This window comes from Streptomyces aurantiacus (assembly GCF_027107535.1).
Classification (GTDB): domain Bacteria; phylum Actinomycetota; class Actinomycetes; order Streptomycetales; family Streptomycetaceae; genus Streptomyces.
The window spans coordinates 3,286,217-3,303,110 of record NZ_CP114283.1 but is presented as its reverse complement, the minus strand read 5'-3'; the positions used below and the strand labels follow the sequence as shown (position 1 = coordinate 3,303,110).

At 72.1% G+C, this 16,894-nt stretch carries 15 protein-coding genes; 7 read left to right on the top strand and 8 right to left on the bottom strand.

What is annotated here, in order from left to right:
- Positions 1-111: 111 nt before the first annotated feature.
- The 3 genes from O1Q96_RS16440 to O1Q96_RS16430 are packed head-to-tail and all read left to right on the top strand — an operon-like array spanning position 112 to position 3,762.
- Complete coding sequence (locus O1Q96_RS16440) at positions 112-1,668, top strand: DUF6777 domain-containing protein (protein ID WP_269248881.1); 1,557 nt, start codon at positions 112-114, stop codon at positions 1,666-1,668.
- A complete protein-coding gene (locus O1Q96_RS16435) occupies positions 1,605-3,590 on the top strand; it encodes a serine/threonine-protein kinase (RefSeq protein WP_269248880.1) in 1,986 nt (661 codons plus the stop codon). The genes O1Q96_RS16440 and O1Q96_RS16435 overlap by 64 nt, the downstream gene beginning before the upstream one ends.
- 13 nt (positions 3,591-3,603) lie before the next feature.
- Positions 3,604-3,762, top strand: a complete 159-nt coding sequence (locus tag O1Q96_RS16430) for a hypothetical protein (RefSeq protein ID WP_107018800.1) — start codon at positions 3,604-3,606, stop codon at positions 3,760-3,762.
- Between the two features lie 80 nt (positions 3,763-3,842).
- Here the strand turns inward: O1Q96_RS16430 and O1Q96_RS16425 are convergent, their stop codons facing one another.
- From O1Q96_RS16425 to O1Q96_RS16410, 4 genes are all read right to left on the bottom strand, one after another.
- Positions 3,843-5,057: a sensor histidine kinase gene (locus O1Q96_RS16425; protein ID WP_269248879.1), complete on the bottom strand. Its 1,215-nt coding sequence runs from the start codon at positions 5,055-5,057 to the stop codon at positions 3,843-3,845.
- A complete protein-coding gene (locus O1Q96_RS16420; protein WP_269248878.1) occupies positions 5,054-6,781 on the bottom strand; it encodes a sodium/solute symporter in 1,728 nt (575 codons plus the stop codon). Before O1Q96_RS16420 ends, O1Q96_RS16425 begins: the two co-directional genes overlap by 4 nt.
- A gap of 93 nt (positions 6,782-6,874) precedes the next feature.
- On the bottom strand, positions 6,875-7,231 hold the full coding sequence (locus O1Q96_RS16415; protein WP_217454643.1) for a hypothetical protein: 357 nt from the start codon (positions 7,229-7,231) through the stop codon (positions 6,875-6,877).
- Between the two features lie 11 nt (positions 7,232-7,242).
- Complete coding sequence (locus O1Q96_RS16410; protein ID WP_269248877.1) at positions 7,243-7,998, bottom strand: LytR/AlgR family response regulator transcription factor; 756 nt, start codon at positions 7,996-7,998, stop codon at positions 7,243-7,245.
- Between the two features lie 77 nt (positions 7,999-8,075).
- On the opposite strand from O1Q96_RS16410, the gene O1Q96_RS16405 reads away from it, so the two are divergent.
- From O1Q96_RS16405 to rocD, 3 genes are all read left to right on the top strand, one after another.
- Positions 8,076-8,570: an Lrp/AsnC family transcriptional regulator gene (locus O1Q96_RS16405; protein WP_269248876.1), complete on the top strand. Its 495-nt coding sequence runs from the start codon at positions 8,076-8,078 to the stop codon at positions 8,568-8,570.
- Positions 8,571-8,772: 202 nt separating this feature from the next.
- Entirely contained in the window at positions 8,773-9,594 is an 822-nt protein-coding gene (gene ddaH, locus O1Q96_RS16400) for a dimethylargininase (RefSeq protein ID WP_269248875.1), read from the top strand.
- Positions 9,591-10,823, top strand: coding sequence for an ornithine--oxo-acid transaminase (rocD, locus tag O1Q96_RS16395; RefSeq protein WP_269248874.1), 1,233 nt, complete (start codon positions 9,591-9,593; stop codon positions 10,821-10,823). Before ddaH ends, rocD begins: the two co-directional genes overlap by 4 nt.
- Before the next feature lie 197 nt (positions 10,824-11,020).
- Here rocD and O1Q96_RS16390 read toward each other — a convergent pair whose 3' ends face one another.
- From O1Q96_RS16390 to O1Q96_RS16375, 4 genes are all read right to left on the bottom strand, one after another.
- On the bottom strand, positions 11,021-11,191 hold the full coding sequence (locus tag O1Q96_RS16390) for a hypothetical protein (RefSeq protein WP_269248873.1): 171 nt from the start codon (positions 11,189-11,191) through the stop codon (positions 11,021-11,023).
- A 171-nt stretch (positions 11,192-11,362) separates the two neighbouring features.
- The gene (locus O1Q96_RS16385) at positions 11,363-13,633 is read right to left on the bottom strand and encodes a catalase (RefSeq protein WP_269248872.1); all 2,271 of its coding nucleotides are present in this window, start codon (positions 13,631-13,633) and stop codon (positions 11,363-11,365) included.
- A 416-nt stretch (positions 13,634-14,049) separates the two neighbouring features.
- Entirely contained in the window at positions 14,050-14,373 is a 324-nt protein-coding gene (locus tag O1Q96_RS16380; protein ID WP_269248871.1) for a plasmid stabilization protein, read from the bottom strand.
- 22 nt (positions 14,374-14,395) lie between these two features.
- Positions 14,396-15,580 carry an alcohol dehydrogenase catalytic domain-containing protein gene (locus O1Q96_RS16375; protein ID WP_269248870.1) on the bottom strand — a complete coding sequence of 395 codons (1,185 nt, stop codon included), beginning with the start codon at positions 15,578-15,580 and terminating at the stop codon, positions 14,396-14,398.
- Between the two features lie 226 nt (positions 15,581-15,806).
- On the opposite strand from O1Q96_RS16375, the gene O1Q96_RS16370 reads away from it, so the two are divergent.
- The gene (locus O1Q96_RS16370) at positions 15,807-16,835 is read left to right on the top strand and encodes an SDR family oxidoreductase (RefSeq protein ID WP_269248869.1); all 1,029 of its coding nucleotides are present in this window, start codon (positions 15,807-15,809) and stop codon (positions 16,833-16,835) included.
- Positions 16,836-16,894: the final 59 nt, after the last annotated feature.

The window sequence follows — 16,894 nt, the reverse complement described above, 5'->3', positions numbered from 1 at the left end:
CACTTCGACAATTCCCCTTGACTGCAGGGCTTTTCCCTTCAGTAGCATGATGCGTGACGCCCTGCTTCCGCTCTGCAGGGCTACGGGGGAAACCGCCGGGGGGGAGCGGTCATGACAATTCACGCATGCTTGTTGCGGACCGGAAAATCCGTGGTCCGAAGGCTTTCCGTTCTGCTGGCCGCTGTGTTGATCCTCAGCGGATGCGCCGAACAACGCCTGTTCGCGGTGAAGGCCGTCGCGGCCGGAATACCGTCACTCGCACCTTTTTTCGAAGAGGACGGATCGCTGGGCAGGGACAAGAGGAATGTCAGGCCGGAGCAACCGCACAGCGGCCTCCAGCAGGGCAACACCCCTGGTCTGTACGGGGGCACGCGCCATCAGCGGGTCTGTGACGTCGACCGGCTCAAGGATTTCCTCACGGATCCCAGGAACGAACAAAAGGCCCGGGAATGGGCGCGGATCGTGGACATAACACCTGGTCGGATCGAGGGGTACGTGGACAGCCTCACAGCGGTCCTGCTGCGTCACGACACCCTCGTGAAGAACCACGACTACAAGAAGGGCAGCGCGGTCCCCTACGACGCATTGCTGGAGGCGGGAATCGCGGTATTGGTGAACGACCGGGGGCTTCCCGCCGTGAAGTGCTCCTGCGGAAATCCCTTGCGGGCCTTCGACAGGGACCCCGGGCGGATCTCGGTCGAGTTCCAGGGCGGCAACGAGAAGTGGGACGGCTACGAGAAGTCGGACGTGGTGACCGTCAAGCCCTCGCCGCGGCCGCTGGAGCGGATCGCCCTGCTGGACGTGGAGGACCGCGACAGGGCCATCACCCGGCCTGTCGGCACCACGGGCGAGCAGGACAGCATCTTCGACGCGACGAAGCGGCGCGCGGTGCCGCCCGTGGTGGGGACGACCTTCGACGAGGCCGGCCAGGCGCTCGCCGAGGTGGGCCTGGCCGTGACGTATGCCGGAGACGGGCTCCCTCCGGGTGACGCGCCGGTGACCGGAGTCACTCCCGGGCCGGGGACGCCTCTGGCGTTCGGGAAGGCCGTGGCGCTGAGCGTGGATCCGGCCTCTCGGTCCGGTGGAGGGGCCACGCCCTCGTCGCCGTCCGGGACGAAGTCGCCTCCGGGCACCCGGACGCCGTCCGGGACGGAGTCCGCCCCCGGCAAGGGGACGCCGTCGGACAAGGAGACCGGGCCCGGAAGCGGCACACCGACGGGGACCGGGCCGGCACCCGGCGGCGGGACACCGTCCGGGCAGGGGTCGACGCCCGGCGGCGGGACCGCGTCCGGGACGGAGTCCTCGCCCGACGACGGGACACCTGCCGAGACCGCGTCGAAACCGGCCCCGAAGCCGCCGCCGTCCCCGGACCCGCCGCCCACGGCCGTGTCGAGCACGCCGCCCACGGCCGGTCCCACGTCCGCCGCCCCGACGTCCACCGGCCCCGCACCGGTGGAGCCCACCCGCGGCGACCCGGCCTCGGGGGAACCCGCCACGCCCGGCGCGCCGGACACCGGCGCATCCGGCATCGAGGCGTCGGACACCGGCGAGGCGGCCCAGAGCCCGGCCCAGGCCCATACGGAGCAGAACCCGGGAGTGACCGGATGTCATCAGGATCACCACAGCCGGGAGTCGGCCGCGTCATCGGCGGCCGCTATCTCCTGCTGAACCAGCTGGGCAGTGGCGGCATGGGCCACGTCTGGCTCGCCCACGACCAGCGGCTGGCCTGCGAGGTCGCGCTGAAGGAGATCGTGTTCCGCGACCCGGGAGAGTCGGGCCGGGACCGTTCGGCCAGAGTCGCCCGGGCCCGCGCGGAGGCCCGGCACGCCGCGGGCCTGCGCGGTCACCCGCACGTCGTGACCGTGCACGACGTCCTGGAGCACGAGGGCCTGCCCTGGATCGTGATGGAGTACGTGTCCGGGGCACTGGATCTCGGTGCGCTGATCACCCTGCGCGGGGCCCTGGCGCCCGCCGAGTGCGCCCGGATCGGGCTCGCCGTGCTGGACGCCCTGACCGCCGGGCACGAGCGCGGTGTCATGCACCGGGACGTGAAGCCCGCCAACATCCTCCTCGCCCCGGACCGCGCGGGGTCGCCGTACGCCCGGGTGCTGCTCACCGACTACGGCATCTCCGTGCAGCCCGACGGCGGTGAGACCCGGTACACCCTGACCTCCGCCCTGGTGGGCACCGCCGGATATCTGGCACCCGAGCGGACCCGGGGCGGGCCGCCCACCGCGGCCGCCGACCTGTTCTCGCTGGGCTGCACGCTGTACTGCGCCGTCGAGGGACACGGCCCCTTCGACCGCGAGTCGGGGCTCGCGGCGCTCACCGCCGTCGTCCTGGAGGAGCCGCGGCCCATGCTGCGAGCGGGCGCGCTCGGGCCGCTCCTCGCGGCCATGCTCGTCAAGGACCCGGTCCACCGGATCACCTCCGAGGAGACCGCGGCCGCGCTGTCCGCGATCCTGGCGCCCCGGTCGCGTCCCCGGACCCTGCTCGACCCGGGCTCGGAGTCGCCGTGGGCGGGCGGGGCCACCCATACGGCCCCTCCCCGCGACCGACCGGTGCCCGAGGCCCCGCAGAGCCACGGGAGCGGCTCGCAGTGGTACGCGCCGTCCGCCGGGCAGGAGTCGTCCTCGGCGCCGCCCCGGGTGGGGAGCCCCGGCACCTGGCCGCCCGCGCAGGAGCCCTCCGCCGCAGGGCCTCCGGGCCCTCCGGACCCGTGGACCGCCGGGCAGGGGTACGGCCCTCCCCCGGCGGTCACCGGCCGGCGCCGCCGCAGGCGCAACCGCGCCCTCCGGGCCGTCCTGGCCGGCGCGCTCGGCGTGGCTCTCGCGGGCGGCGGCACCTGGTACGCCATGGCGTACCTGCCGGGGAACGGCGACGCCGAGCCGTACGGGCAGGCCGTCGGGCTCACCGAGCCGCTCAGGGACGGCGACTGCGTGGCGACGCGGTGGCCCGGCACTCCCTTCACGGGGGACCCGGGGCTGAAGGTCGTGAAGTGCCTCAGCGACGACACGTACGGGCAGGTGATGGCCGTGTTCGAGGTGGGATCCGCGGAGGAGGCGCGCTCGGGCGGCGCCGCCGGGTGCGAGCAGCGCACCGAGGAGATTCGCAACAAGCTCGCGGATGCCCGCTCCTACGCCGTCGTACCGACCGACGAGGGCTTCGAGGCGGCCGGGCGCCGCGTGGCCTGTCTGCTGCTCGACGCACGCGGCAAGCCGCTGTTCGGTCCCGTCGGGGACCATCGTCCGCCGGGCATGGTGTTCAGGGACACGGCCACCATGCAGAAACGGGACTGCCTCGACCGGGTGTCCGACACCGGCGCCGAGCTGGTTCCGTGTGCGGGCCCGCATCAGGAGCAGGTGCTCGACTTCCACCGGATGAGCCCGGACACCACCCTCGCCGAGGCCGGGCGGGAGGCGACCGCGGCCTGCCGGAAGGACGTACCGCCGGGCGACTACGGCTACGACCCGAACGTCTACACGGGCGCGTCCTGGGTGGGCGAGAGCGCCTGGAACTCCGGCACACATTTCGTGGTCTGCACTGCAATTCGCAAAGACGGGGGCACCATGGGTAGGGACGAACCATGAGGAGGGTGTTGCGATGCCCGGTTCCACGAAGACCATGGGAGTGCTCACCGTCGGCGGCCTGGTGATGGTCACGGCCTACACGGTGGCGCTCGGGAGCAGCGGCTGGCTGTGGTTCGGCTGGGTGGTGCTCGGCCTGATCACGCTGGCGATGGTGGCGTCCCGGCCCACCTGACGCACCACACCAGTCCCCCAGGGAAGGGCCGCGGCCCTTCCCTGGGGGACCGGTGTGCGCGGGGCTCGTGCGCGGGGGACTCAACCGCGGGGCAGCGGTCCCGCCGAGTGCACACCCGGCTGGTACTTCGGCAGCCGGGCGGTGATCTTCATGCCCGCGCCCAGCGCGGTCTCGATGACGAGGCCGTAGTCGTCGCCGTACACCTGCCGCAGGCGGTCGTCGACGTTCGACAGCCCGATGCCGCCCGAGGCGCCGGCCTCACCGGCCAGGATGCGGCTCAGCCGGCCGGGATCCATGCCGGGGCCGTCGTCCTCGATGACGACGAGTGCCTCGGCTCCCGCGTCCTGCGCGGTGATGCTGATGCGGCTCTTGTCGACCTTGCCGGTGCCGCCCTCCAGGCCGTGTTTCACGGCGTTCTCGACGAGCGGCTGCAGGCAGAGGAAGGGCAGCGTCACCGGCAGCACCTCGGGGGCGATCTGCAGGGTGACCGAGAGCCGGTCCCCGAAGCGGGCCCGGACCAGCGCCAGGTAGTGGTCGATGGCGTGCAGTTCGTCGGCGAGCGTGGTGAAGTCGCCGTGTCTGCGGAACGAGTAGCGGGTGAAGTCGGCGAACTCCAGCAGGAGTTCACGGGCCCGCTCGGGGTCGGTGCGCACGAACGAGGCGATCACCGCGAGCGAGTTGAAGATGAAGTGCGGGGAGATCTGGGCCCGCAGCGCCTTGATCTCGGCCTCGATCAGCCGCGTACGGGACTGGTCGAGGTCGGCGAGTTCCAGCTGGACCGAGACCCAGCGGGCGACCTCTCCGGTGGCCCGGACGAGCACGGCGGACTCGCGGGGCGCGCAGGCGACGAGCGCCCCGTGGACCCGGTCGTCGACGGTGAGCGGCGCGACGACGGCCCAGCGCAGCGGGCAGTACGGCTCGTCGCACGCGAGGCGGAAGGCCTCACCTCGGCCGGTCTCCAGGGGTCCGCCGATCCGCTCCATGATCTGCTCCCGGTGGTGCTCGCCGACGCCCTCCCAGGCCAGCACGGTGTCCTGGTCGGTGAGGCAGAGGGCGTCGGTGCCGAGGAGGGTGCGCAGCCGTCTCGCGGACTTGCGGGCCGTCTCCCCCGTCAGGCCCGCCCGCAGGGGCGGCGCGGCGAGGGACGCGGTGTGCAGGGTCTCGAAGGTGGCGTGCTCGACGGGGGTGCCGAGGCCGCCGGGGCTCGGCGTGCGCGCGGTGCGCCTGCCGTACCAGAAGCCGGCCGCCAGCAGCGGGAGCGCGGCCACACAGAGGCCCGCCAGGAATCCACTCATGCCTTGACCTCCGTGCGTACCTGGCCTCCGGCCAGTTCCTCCGGCAGATGGAACCGGGCGAGGATCGCCGCCGTCCCGGCCGGCACCCGCCCGGGCGTCGCCAGCGACACCAGCACCATCGTGAGGAAGCCCAGCGGCACCGACCACAGGGCGGGCCAGGCGAGGAGCGCGTGCAGCGCGCCCCGGCCCGGGAAACCGGCCATGGTGGCCGCGACCGCGAGGAGTGCCGAGCCGCCGCCGACGAGCATTCCGGCCGCCGCTCCGGGCGGGGTGAGCCGGTGCCACCAGATGCCAAGGACGAGCAGGGGACAGAAGGAGGAGGCGGACACCGCGAAGGCGAGCCCCACGGCGTCGGCGACCGGCAGTCCGCCCACGAGCATGCTCGCCGCCAGCGGCACGATCATGGCGAGAACCGTGCCGAGCCGGAAGTGCCGTACGCCGCGGGAGGGCAGCACGTCCTGGGTGAGCACGCCCGCCACCGCCATGGTCAGGCCGGACGCCGTGGACAGGAACGCGGCGAAGGCCCCGCCGGCCACCAGCGCGCCGAGGAGGTCCCCGCCCAGTCCGCCGATCACCCGGTCGGGCAGCAGCAGCACGGCGGCGTCGGCGTCCCCGGTCAGGGTGAGCTCGGGTGCGTACAGGCGCCCGAGCGCGCCGTAGACCGGTGGCAGCAGGTAGAACACGCCGATCAGGACGAGGACGGCGACGGTGGTGCGGCGGGCGGCCACGCCGTGCGGGCTGGTGTAGAAGCGGACGACGACGTGCGGCAGCCCCATGGTGCCGAGGAAGGTGGCGAGGATCAGTCCGTACGTGGCGTAGAGCGGGCGTTCCTCGCGGCCCGAGGCGAGCGAGGTGGACATGCCGCCGTTGGTGACGCGGTCGGCGACGGGCACGGGGTCGCCCTTGGTGAACGCCAGCCGGGTGCCCTGCTCGATGCGGTGGACGCCCGTGGGCAGCCGGAGTCTCTCGTCCTCGTACCGTCTGCCGTCGACCGTGCCGTCCACGGTGACGGTCAGGGGCCGGGTGAGTTTCAGGTCGACTCCGGCGTCGACCCGGACGACCCGGTGCTCACGGAACGTCGCCGGTTCGTCGAAGGCGTGCCGCGGCCCCCCGTCGTCCTGCCAGGCGAGGACGAGGAAGAGCGCGGGGACGAGCAGGGCGGTGAGTTTGAGCCAGTACTGGAAGGCCTGTACGAAGGTGATGCTGCGCATGCCGCCCGCGGCGACGGTCGCCACCACGACGACCGCGACGATGACGCCGCCGAGGGACTTCGAGGCTCCGGTCAGCACGTTCAGCGTGAGCCCCGCGCCCTGGAGTTGGGGCAGCAGGTACAGCCATCCGACACCGACGACGAAGGCTCCGGCCAGCCGCCGTACGGCCTGGGAGGCGAGCCGTGCTTCGGCGAAGTCGGGCAGGGTGTACGCCCCGGAGCGGCGCAGCGGGGCCGCGACGAAGATCAGCAGGACGAGATAGCCGGCGGTGTAGCCGACGGGGTACCAGAGCATGTCGGGGCCCTGGACGAGGACCAGTCCCGCGATGCCGAGGAACGAGGCGGCGGAGAGGTACTCACCGCTGATGGCGGCCGCGTTGAGCCGGGGGCCGACCGTGCGCGAGGCCACGTAGAAGTCGGAGGTGGTGCGCGAGATGCGCAGGCCGAAGGCGCCGACGAACACGGTCGCGACGACCACGAGGGCGACCGCCGGGACGGCGTAGTTCTCGTTCACGGGCTGTTCTCGCTCACGCGCTGCTCTCGCTCACAGGCTGTTCGTCCACGGGCTCTTCGTCCACAGGCGGCTGTCCTCGGTCTCGTTCATGGCTCAGCGGTCCTCGACGAGCCGGACGAAGTCCTTCTCGTTGCGGTCGGCGCGGCGCACGTACCAGCGGGCGAGCAGGACCAGCGGCGGGTAGACGCAGAAGCCGAGCACGATCCATTCGAGGCTCGAGCTGTCGCCCGTCACGGCGAACACCAGCGGGAGCGGGCCCACTAGGAGCACGAGGACGGCGAACACCGTGAGCGCGGCGCGCAGTTGGCTGCGCATCAGGGAGCGGACGTAGGTGTGGCCGAGCGTGGTCTGTTCGTCGATCTCGGTGCGCGGCCGGGAGCCGCTGAGCGGGCGGGTGCGGCGCGGCGGGCCGGTGACGACGACACGGCGGTCGGCGGGGTCGTGGGGCACCTCCGGCCTCCTCAACTCGCGGTCCGGCGCATCAGCAGGTCACGCAGTTCCCGTGCGTGCCGGCGGCTGACCTGGAGTTCGACCGAGTCGACCAGGACGCTCACGGTACCCGCGTCGAGGCGGAGCTCGCTGATGTGACCGAGAGCGACGAGATGGCGGCGGTGGATGCGGACGAAGCCGCGCGAGCGCCAGCGCTCCTCGAGGGTGGAGAGCGGGATGCGGACGAGGTGGCTGCCCTGGGCGGTGTGCAGTCGCGCGTAGTCGCCGTGGGCCTCGGCGTGGGTGATGTCCTCTACGGCGACGAAGCGGGTGACCCCGCCGAGCTCGACGGATATGTGGTCCGGGTCGGGCTCGTGCACGGGTATCAGCGGGGCCGCGTCCATCTGCTCGACGGCCCGGCGCACGGCCTCGGCCAGCCGCTCCCGGCGTACCGGCTTCAGGACGTAGTCGACCGCCTTCAGGTCGAAGGCCTGGACGGCGAATCCCTCGTGGGCGGTGACGAACACGACGAGCGGCGGCTTGGCGAACCCGGCGAGCAGCCGCGCCATGTCGAGACCGTCGAGACCGGGCATGTGGATGTCGAGGAAGACGACGTCGATGCCCTCGTCGCCGCCGGGGCCGCTCTCCAGGGCACGGTTGATCCGCCGCAGCGCCGCGGTGGCGTCGCTCGCGCCCTCGACGCTGCTCACCCGTGGATCGGCGTCCAGCAGGTAGAGCAGCTCTTCGAGGGAGGGCGGTTCGTCGTCGACGGCGAGAGCGCGGAGCATGAACCCGGAGTGTAGGAGCAATTCGTACGCCTGCACATGCGGAGGGCCAGGTCGTCGCCGCTGGATACAGTGCCCGCATGAGACCCGCGTCCGCGCCCTTCGACGATCTCGACCGCAAGATCCTCACGGCCCTGATGGCGAACGCCCGTACCAGTTTCGCGGAGATCGGCACGGCGATCGGGCTGTCCGCCACGGCGGTCAAGCGGCGGGCGGACCGGCTGCGTGAGACGGGTGTGATCACCGGGTTCACGGCGACGGTGAAACCGGCCGCGCTCGGCTGGCGTACGGAGGCGTACGTGGAGGTGTACTGCGAGGGCGCGGCGCCGCCGCGGCGGCTCGCGGAGGTGATGCGCAACCATCCCGAGATCACCGCGGCGATGACGGTGACCGGCGGCGCGGACGCGCTGCTGCACGTGCGGGCGCGGGACGTGGAGCACTTCGAGGAGGTGCTCGAACGGATCCGCGTGGAGCCGTTCATCCGCAAGACGATCAGCTACATGGTGCTGTCGCACCTGCTGCCCGAGAGCGCGGAGGCGGGCGCGAACCTGCCCGCTCCGGAACCGGAGGCGTGAGGCGAATCTCCGGTCCGGATCCGCGCGCCCGGCCCTTCTTCCACTCTTTCGGACCAGTCACGCACGGAACGTGCGCCAAGGCACCCCAACACGCAGCATTTCTGCGGTAGCGCGCAATTCCTGATTCTTGTCGCGCTTGTCCCGCGCTTCCTACCGTTGAGGCATCAGACCCGATACCGCAGGAAAGCGGAGGAACCCCTCTGTGCCCATGAGCCGTGTGCCGCGATCGAGGCGCTTCCTTGTCTGCGAACCCAGACACTTCGCCGTGCAGTACGCCATCAATCCCTGGATGCATGAGGACACACACGTCGACGTCGATCTGGCCCGGGACCAGTGGGCGGAGCTGATCCGCGCCTACCGCGCCCACGGCCACACCGTCGACAGCGTGGAACCGGTCGCCGACCTGCCGGACATGGTCTTCGCCGCGAACTCGGCGCTGGTCATGGCGGGCCGGGTCTTCGGTTCGTACTTCCACGCACCGCAGCGCCGCCCGGAGTCCAACGCGTACGAGACGTGGTTCAAGAACGCGGGCTTCGACGTCTACCGCCCCGAGTCGGTGTGCGAGGGCGAGGGCGACCTGGTGCCCGTGGGCCGCTACGTCCTGGCCGGCACCGGTTTCCGTACGGCGCGGGCCGCCCATCACGAGGTGCAGGAGTTCTTCGGCGTCCCCACGGTCAGCCTCCAGCTGGTGGACCCGCGTTTCTACCACCTCGACACCGCGCTGTTCGTGCTCGACGAAGGGGCGGAGGCGAACATCGCGTACTACCCGCAGGCCTTCTCCGCCGGCAGCCGCGAGGTGCTTCGGCGGCTCTTCCCGGACGCGGTGGTGGCCACCTCTCAGGACGCGCTGGCGTTCGGGCTGAACTCCGTCTCGGACGGCCGCCACGTCTTCATCTCGCCGCGCGCCGAGGCCCTCGCGGGCGAACTCGCCCGCCACGGCTATGTTCCCGTCCCCGTCGACCTGTCGGAGTTCCAGAAGGCCGGCGGAGGCATCAAGTGCTGCACCCAGGAGATCCGCTCATGACTGTCGCGCCCAGCCGTTCCCTGCGTTCGTCCGCCGAGCTGATCCGTGCCGAGGAACCCGTCCTCGCGCACAACTACCACCCGCTGCCGGTCGTCGTCGCGCGCGCCGAGGGTGCCTGGGTCGAGGACGTCGAGGGCCGTCGCTTCCTGGACATGCTGGCCGGGTACTCGGCCCTCAACTTCGGCCACCGGCACCCGGCCCTGATCGAGGCCGCGCACCGCCAGCTCGACCAGCTGACGCTGACCTCACGGGCCTTCCACAACGACCGGCTGGCGCAGTTCGCCGAGTCGCTGGCCGAGCTGACGGGCCTGGACATGGTCCTGCCGATGAACACGGGCGCCGAGGCCGTGGAGAGCGCCGTCAAGGTGGCCCGCAAGTGGGCGTACGAGGTGAAGGGGGTCGCACCGGACCGGGCGACCATCGTCGTGGCCGCCGACAACTTCCACGGCCGTACGACGACCATCGTCAGCTTCTCCACCGACGAGACGGCCCGGGCGGGCTTCGGCCCGTTCACGCCGGGCTTCCGCGTCGTCCCGTACAACGATCTCGCCGCGCTCGAAGCGGCGATCGACGAGACGACCGCGGCCGTGCTGATCGAGCCCATCCAGGGCGAGGCCGGAGTCGTCATCCCGGACGACGGCTATCTGCGGGGCGTGCGTGAGCTGACCCGGCGGACCGGATGTCTGTTCGTCGCGGACGAGATCCAGTCGGGCCTCGGACGGACGGGCCGCACCCTGGCCGTCGAGCACGAGGGAGTCGTCCCGGACGTGCTGCTCCTCGGCAAGGCGCTCGGCGGGGGCATCGTCCCGGTCTCCGCGGTGGTCGCGCGGCGCGAGGTGCTCCAGGTGCTGCGGCCGGGCGAGCACGGCTCGACGTTCGGCGGCAACCCGCTGTCGGCGGCGGTCGGCTCGGCCGTCGTCGAACTCCTGGAGACCGGCGAGTTCCAGCGCAGGGCGGCGGAGCTGGGCGTGGTCCTGCGCGGCGGCCTGGACGCGCTCGTCGGCAAGGGCGTCAAGAGCTTCAGGGCGCGCGGGCTGTGGGCGGGCGTCGACATCGACCCCGCGATCGGCACCGGCCGCGAGATCAGCGAACGCCTCATGCGGGAGGGCGTCCTCGTGAAGGACACCCACGGCTCGACGATCCGCCTCGCTCCCCCGCTGACCATCACGGGCGAGGAACTGCGAACGGCCCTCGGGGCGCTGGAGACGGTACTGGGGCAGGGGGCCTAGGCCCTGGGCGGGGCGGGGCTCAGCAGTTCCGGGCCTCGGGCGAGGCAACGCTCCGGTACTCCGGCCCGCGCCCTCCGCGGCTCGTGCGCCCGCCGCGTGGCGGGACGCGGGGTACGACGGACCGGTGGCCATGCCGTGTCCGCGTACCCCGCGCCCCGCACGAGACCGGGCCACGAGGGCCCGGGGCCTGCTTCTGCTCAGCCCTCCAGCCGGCTGCGCAGCAGTCGCTTGCCGTAGTCGGCGCCCTTGGTGCTGTCGCCTCCGCGCGCCGACGGCGCTTTGACGGGCCCGGCCCGGCCGGCGCCGCGGACATCCCGCTCTCGTCGAGCGGCCGTCGCGTCGAGCGGCCGTCGATGTCGCGGCGACACCCGTCTGAAGCGACCGACGGGTACCCGGGGAGCCGGGCCGTACACGACGTCCGGGAGGGCGGGCACCGGCCGTTTCCGGTCAGTCGCACGACCGGGCCGTTCCGCCCGGGACCACCCGGGCGGAGCGGCCCGTCATCGTGCGCTACGACCCGTCGTCGATGGCCGCCCGGGTCAGAGCGCGGTCCCGAAGCGAGCCCAGACCCGGTGCTCGCCCAGGAGCCGGGTGATCTGCTCCAGGGCACCCGAGCCGCTGTCCGCGGTCACGACGCCCGCGGCGTCCGCCGGGATGCCCGCGGCCGCCAGCACCGCGTCGGCGCCGGCCCAGCCTCCGACGGCCTTACCGTGCCGGAAGGCCTCCGCCAGCATCAGCGACACCCGCGGGTCGGCGATCCCCTCGAGTCCGGCGTCGCCCGCCTTGGCGTCGCGTGCACCGTAGGCGTCCTTGCCGTGGCCGGGGACACCCGCGACCAGGAGGGCGTCGTACTCCACCGACCTGGCGGCGGCGAAGGTGCGCTGCACCTGGAGGGGCTCGCCCTCCGCGTCGAGCTTCCCGCCGGTGGGGGCGATCACCAGGGGGACCATGCCGGCGCTCAGGACCGCCTCGCGCACGACGCGTACGCCGTCGAGGTCTCCCTGCTCGTCGGTCACGATGCCGATGATCCGCCCGTCCAGCGGCCACGTCCCGCCGATCTGGGAGAGGGCGGGGCTGGGGTCGGCCGCCACGAGCGGCACGGTGGCCTCGGGCGCGGGCAGGCCGAGGCCGGTGGCGACCTGCGCGCACAGTTCGGGGTCGATGTTGGCGAGGACCTTCAGCGCACGCTCCTTGACGGCCTGCTCGTAGCACTTGCCCAGTTCGAAGGTGTAGGCGGCGACGATGTGCTCGCGTTCCACCGGCGTCATGCTGAGCCAGAAGAGCCGCGGCTGGCTGAAGTGGTCCGAGAAGGAGGCCGGGGCCCTGCGCTCCTTGTTCGCCCGCGGCACCTCCACCGGGGTCTCGATGTACGCGCGGGTGTCCTCGCCCGCCAGGAACGGGCAGCCCCCGTCGAGGGAGTTGGGCCGGTAGGGCGCCGTACCGGTGTGCACGGCCGTCTGGTGCATGCCGTCGCGCAGCATGTCGTTGACGGGGGCGTGCGGGCGGTTGACCGGGATCTGTCCGAAGTTCGGTCCGCCCAGCCGGCTGATCTGCGTGTCCAGGTAGGAGAAGAGCCGGCCGGCCAGCAGCGGGTCGTCGGTGACGTCGATGCCGGGCACGAGGTGGCCGGGGTGGAAGGCGACCTGCTCGGTCTCGGCGAAGTAGTTGGTCGGGTTGGCGTTCAGCGTCAGCAGGCCGATCGGCTGCACGGGGGCCAGCTCTTCCGGGACGATGTTCGTCGGGTCGAGCAGGTCGATGCCCTCGAAGGTCTGCTCGGCGTTGTCCGGGAAGGTCTGGATGCCCAGCTCCCACTGCGGGTACGCCCCTGCCTCGATGGCGTCGGCGAGGTCACGGCGGTGGAAGTCGGGGTCCATGCCGCCCGCGATCTGCGCCTCCTCCCACACCAGGGAGTGCACCCCGAGCTTCGGCTTCCAGTGGAACTTCACCAGCGTGGTGGCGCCCTCGGCGTTCACCAGCCGGAAGGTGTGGACGCCGAAGCCCTCCATCATGCGGTAGGAGCGCGGGATGCCCCGGTCGGACATGTTCCACAGCGTGTGGTGGGTGGCCTCGGTGTGCAGGGTCACGAAGTCCCAGAACGTGTCGTGGGCGCTCTGTGCCTGCGGGATCTCCCGGTCGGGGTGCGGCTTTCCGGCATGGATGACGTCCGGGAACTTGATGGCGTCCTGGATGAAGAAAACCGGGATGTTGTTGCCGACCAGGTCGAAGGTGCCCTCGGCGGTGTAGAACTTCGTCGCGAAGCCCCGGGTGTCACGCACCGTGTCCGAGGAGCCGCGTGAGCCGAGCACGGTCGAGAACCGCACGAACACCGGTGTCTCGATCCCGTCGCCGAGGAAGGCCGCCTTGGTGACCTTCGCGGCGGTGCCGTACCCCTGGAAGACGCCGTGCGCTGCGGCGCCCCGGGCGTGGACGACCCGTTCCGGGATCCGCTCGTGGTCGAAGTGGGTGATCTTCTCCCGCAGGTGGTGGTCCTGGAGGAGCACGGGTCCGCGGGCGCCGGCCTTCAGGGAGTGATCGGTCTCGTACAGCCGAGTTCCCTGGGCCGTGGTCAGATGGGCGCCGCCCTGGGCCCGCACGTCCGGGTCCGCGCCGGTCGGCAGCCCCGTGGGGCTGACCGTCTCGGGCGCGCCCTGGTCCGCCTTGGGCGGCAGGGGTTCGCGGGGCTCGGTCGGTTCGTCGACGGGGGGCGTCCGCACTCCCGGCTTGCCGGGAACACCGTCCTCCGGTCCCCCTTCACGCAGCGCGTCGGCCGCCTTCTCCACCACGGCCTTCAGGGGGTTCTTCTCCGTCATCACGTCTCCAAGCGTCGGGGGCGACGCCTGGGTACCCACGGCCCGATCGGTGAACCGTCGGTTCCGCGCCGGAGGACGGCCGCCTCACCGCATGCCGCACCGCCACGGCCCACGGGTGAGCGGGGCCGCGCGCCCGGGCCCTGTCCGAAACCCGGGGGCACGGCGCCGCCGAAGGAGTGAACACCTCAGTCCGCACCGCACCCGCCGGACGCCCGCACCGGATCGCACCGGCCCGTACGCAAAAGAGGGCCGGGCCGCGGACCCGGGTCCCACCGGGTCCGCGGCCCGGCGGTCCCGCGGCCGCTCGGCCACCTCGCGGGTACCCCGTCGCGCCCCGGCCGAACAGGTCCGCTCGCCGGGTCGTCCCCGGCGCGCGCCGGACACCGTCCCGTCCGGGGCCCGGTCGGGGCCCGCGGTCAGTGCCCCAGCTTCTGCTTCAGTTCGGTCTTGTTCATGGAGGAGCGGCCCTTGACGTTGCGCCGCTTGGCCTCTTCGTACAGCTGGTCGTAGGTGGGGCCGGCCGCGCCGCTGTGCGACCGTTGGCCGCCGCGCTCCGACGACGACGTGTCCCGCGTCGACGTCCTGCTCGCCGTCCTGGACTCGCCCGAGCGAGCCCGTTCCTTGTTCACCGTGCGGGCGGCGATCTCCTTGGCCCGCCCGGTGCTCTCGCCGCGCTCCTCGGCGCTCTCCTTGATGTGCTCGTACTGCCGTTCCCGCTTGGGGCTGGAACCACTGGGCATGGTCACTCCTCGGAAGTCGTCGTCACGGCTTCAGGAGGGTCTTGACCATGCCGTCCTCCTTGGCCTGGAACATCGCGTACGCCTTCGGTGCGTCCTCCAGCGGCATGGCGTGCGTCTTGAACGTGTCCACACCGAGCGGGTCCTCGTCCGTGAGCAGCGGCAGGATGTCCTCCACCCACCGCCATACGTTGGCCTGGCCCATGCGCAGCTGGATCTGCTTGTCGAACATCGTCAGGAGCGGCATCGGGCTGACCGCGCCGCCGTAGACCCCGGACAGGGAGAGCGTGCCGCCGCGGCGGACGAGTTCGATCCCGGCGTGCAGGGCTCCCAGGCGGTCCAGTCCGGCCTTCTCCATCAGGGGTTGCGCCACGGCGTCGGGGAGCAGCCCCGTGACCCACTGTGCCGCCTTGGCGAACGGCGCACCGTGCGCCTCCATGCCGACGGCGTCGATGACCGCGTCGGTCCCGCGCCCGTCGGTGAGGTCCCTGACCGCCTCCGTCAGGTCCTTGCCGTCCCTGCGTGCGTCGAAGCACGTCACTCCGTGGGCGTTGGCGCGCGTGAGACGGTCCTTGACCAGGTCCACGCCGATGACCAGCCCGGCGCCCCGGTGCTGGGCGATACGGGTGGCCATGTCCCCGATGGGTCCGAGGCCCAGCACCGTGACGGTGCCGCCTTCCGGGATCGCCGCGTACTCGACCGCCTGCCACGCGGTGGGCAGGACGTCGGAGAGATAGACGAACCGGTCGTCGGGCGGGCCCTCGGGCACCTTGATGGGCAGCTTGTTGCCGAACGGCACGCGCAGGAACTCCGCCTGCCCGCCCGGCACCTGCCCGTACAGCTTGGTGTACCCGAACAGGGAGGCGCCGCAGCCTCGGTCGCGGTTCTGGGTCGTCTCGCACTGCGAGTGCAGGCCCTGGTCGCACATGTGGCAGTCGCGGCACGAGACGTTGAAGGGAATGACGACCCGGTCGCCGGGCGCGAAGGCGTGGACGTCCGGTCCGACCTCCTCCACGACACCCATCGGTTCGTGGCCGAGGATGTCGCCGGGGTCGATGTAGGGACCGAAGAGTTCGTAGAGATGGAGGTCGGAACCACAGAGACCTGTCGATGTGATCCTGACGATGATGTCGTCCGGCTTCTCGATACGTGGATCGGGGACGGTCTCCACGCGGACGTCGCGCTTCCCCTGCCAGGTCAGTGCACGCATGGTGTGGCTCCTCCAGCGGTCGTGGTCCGGTCGTGGTCGGCTTCCGCCGTCCGAGTCCCCTTCCCCCGGTGTCCGACACTCCGCCGACGGAGGGGAAGCAGGTGTGCCGCGCGGCCCGCGGCGCAGGACCGGTGCGGTGGTCGTCGCGTGCATCCGCGGACCCCGGGTACTCGGCCCGGGCATCTCCCAAAACACCTGGATCGGATCCCTCGGAGAGGAGCCGGCAGTGAGCAGCGAAGCGGGCCGCAGGATCGTCGGCACCGGTGCCACCGGCAATGTGGGCACCAGCCTGGTGAATCTCCTCGCAAAGGACAGTGAGGTCGGCTCGGTGGTGGGCCTGGCCCGGAGGATTCCCGACCGGTCGCCGGCCAGGACGCAGTGGACGGCCGTGGACCTGGCGTCGGAGGGGACGGACCTCGCCGGGACGTTCGAGGGCGCCGACGCCGTCGTCCACCTGGCCTGGGCCTTCCAGCCCACGCACGATCCGGCCACCACCTGGCGCACCAACGTGCTCGGCAGCATGCGCGTCTTCGAGGCGGTGGCGGCCGCGAAGGTGCCCGCGCTGGTGCACGCCTCGTCGGTGGGCGCCTACTCGCCGGGGCCCAAGGAGCACACGGTGGACGAGTCATGGCCCACGCACGGCTGGCCGGACGCCGCCTACTGCCGTGAGAAGGCCTATCTGGAACGGGCCCTGGACTCCTTCGAGCACGAGCACCCCGGGGTGCGGGTCGTGCGGATGCGGCCGGCCTTCCTCTTCAAGCGGGAGTCGGCGAGCGAGCAGCGCCGTATCTTCGGCGGCCGCTTCCTGCCAGGCTCCCTCGTCCGGCCCGAGCTGCTGCCCTTCCTGCCCGACATCCCCGGTCTGCGGGTGCAGGCGCTGCATACCGACGACGCGGCCAGGGCGTACCGGCTGGCCGTGCACAGTCAGGTCCGGGGCGCGTTCAACCTGGCGAGCGAGCCGCCCGTCGACGCGCGGATGCTGGCCGGGATGCTCGGAGCGCGCCCGGTCCGGCTGCCGCGCACCGCCGCGCGTTCGGCGATCGCCGCGGCCTGGGGCCTGCACCTGCTGCCGGCCTCGCCGCACCTCTTCGACGCCGTACTGCGGCTTCCGCTCATGGACTGCTCGCGCGCTCGCACGGAGCTCCACTGGCAGGCCGGGCGGACGTCCCAGGAGGTGCTGGAGGAGTTCCTGCAAGGGGTGCGGCAGGGGGCCGGCGCGGACACGGCTCCCCTGCAGGGCCACAAGGTCGGCTAGCGCGACCCGGCACCCGGCCCTCACCGGACCCGGCCCTCCGCGGCCGGGCTCTCCCCGTG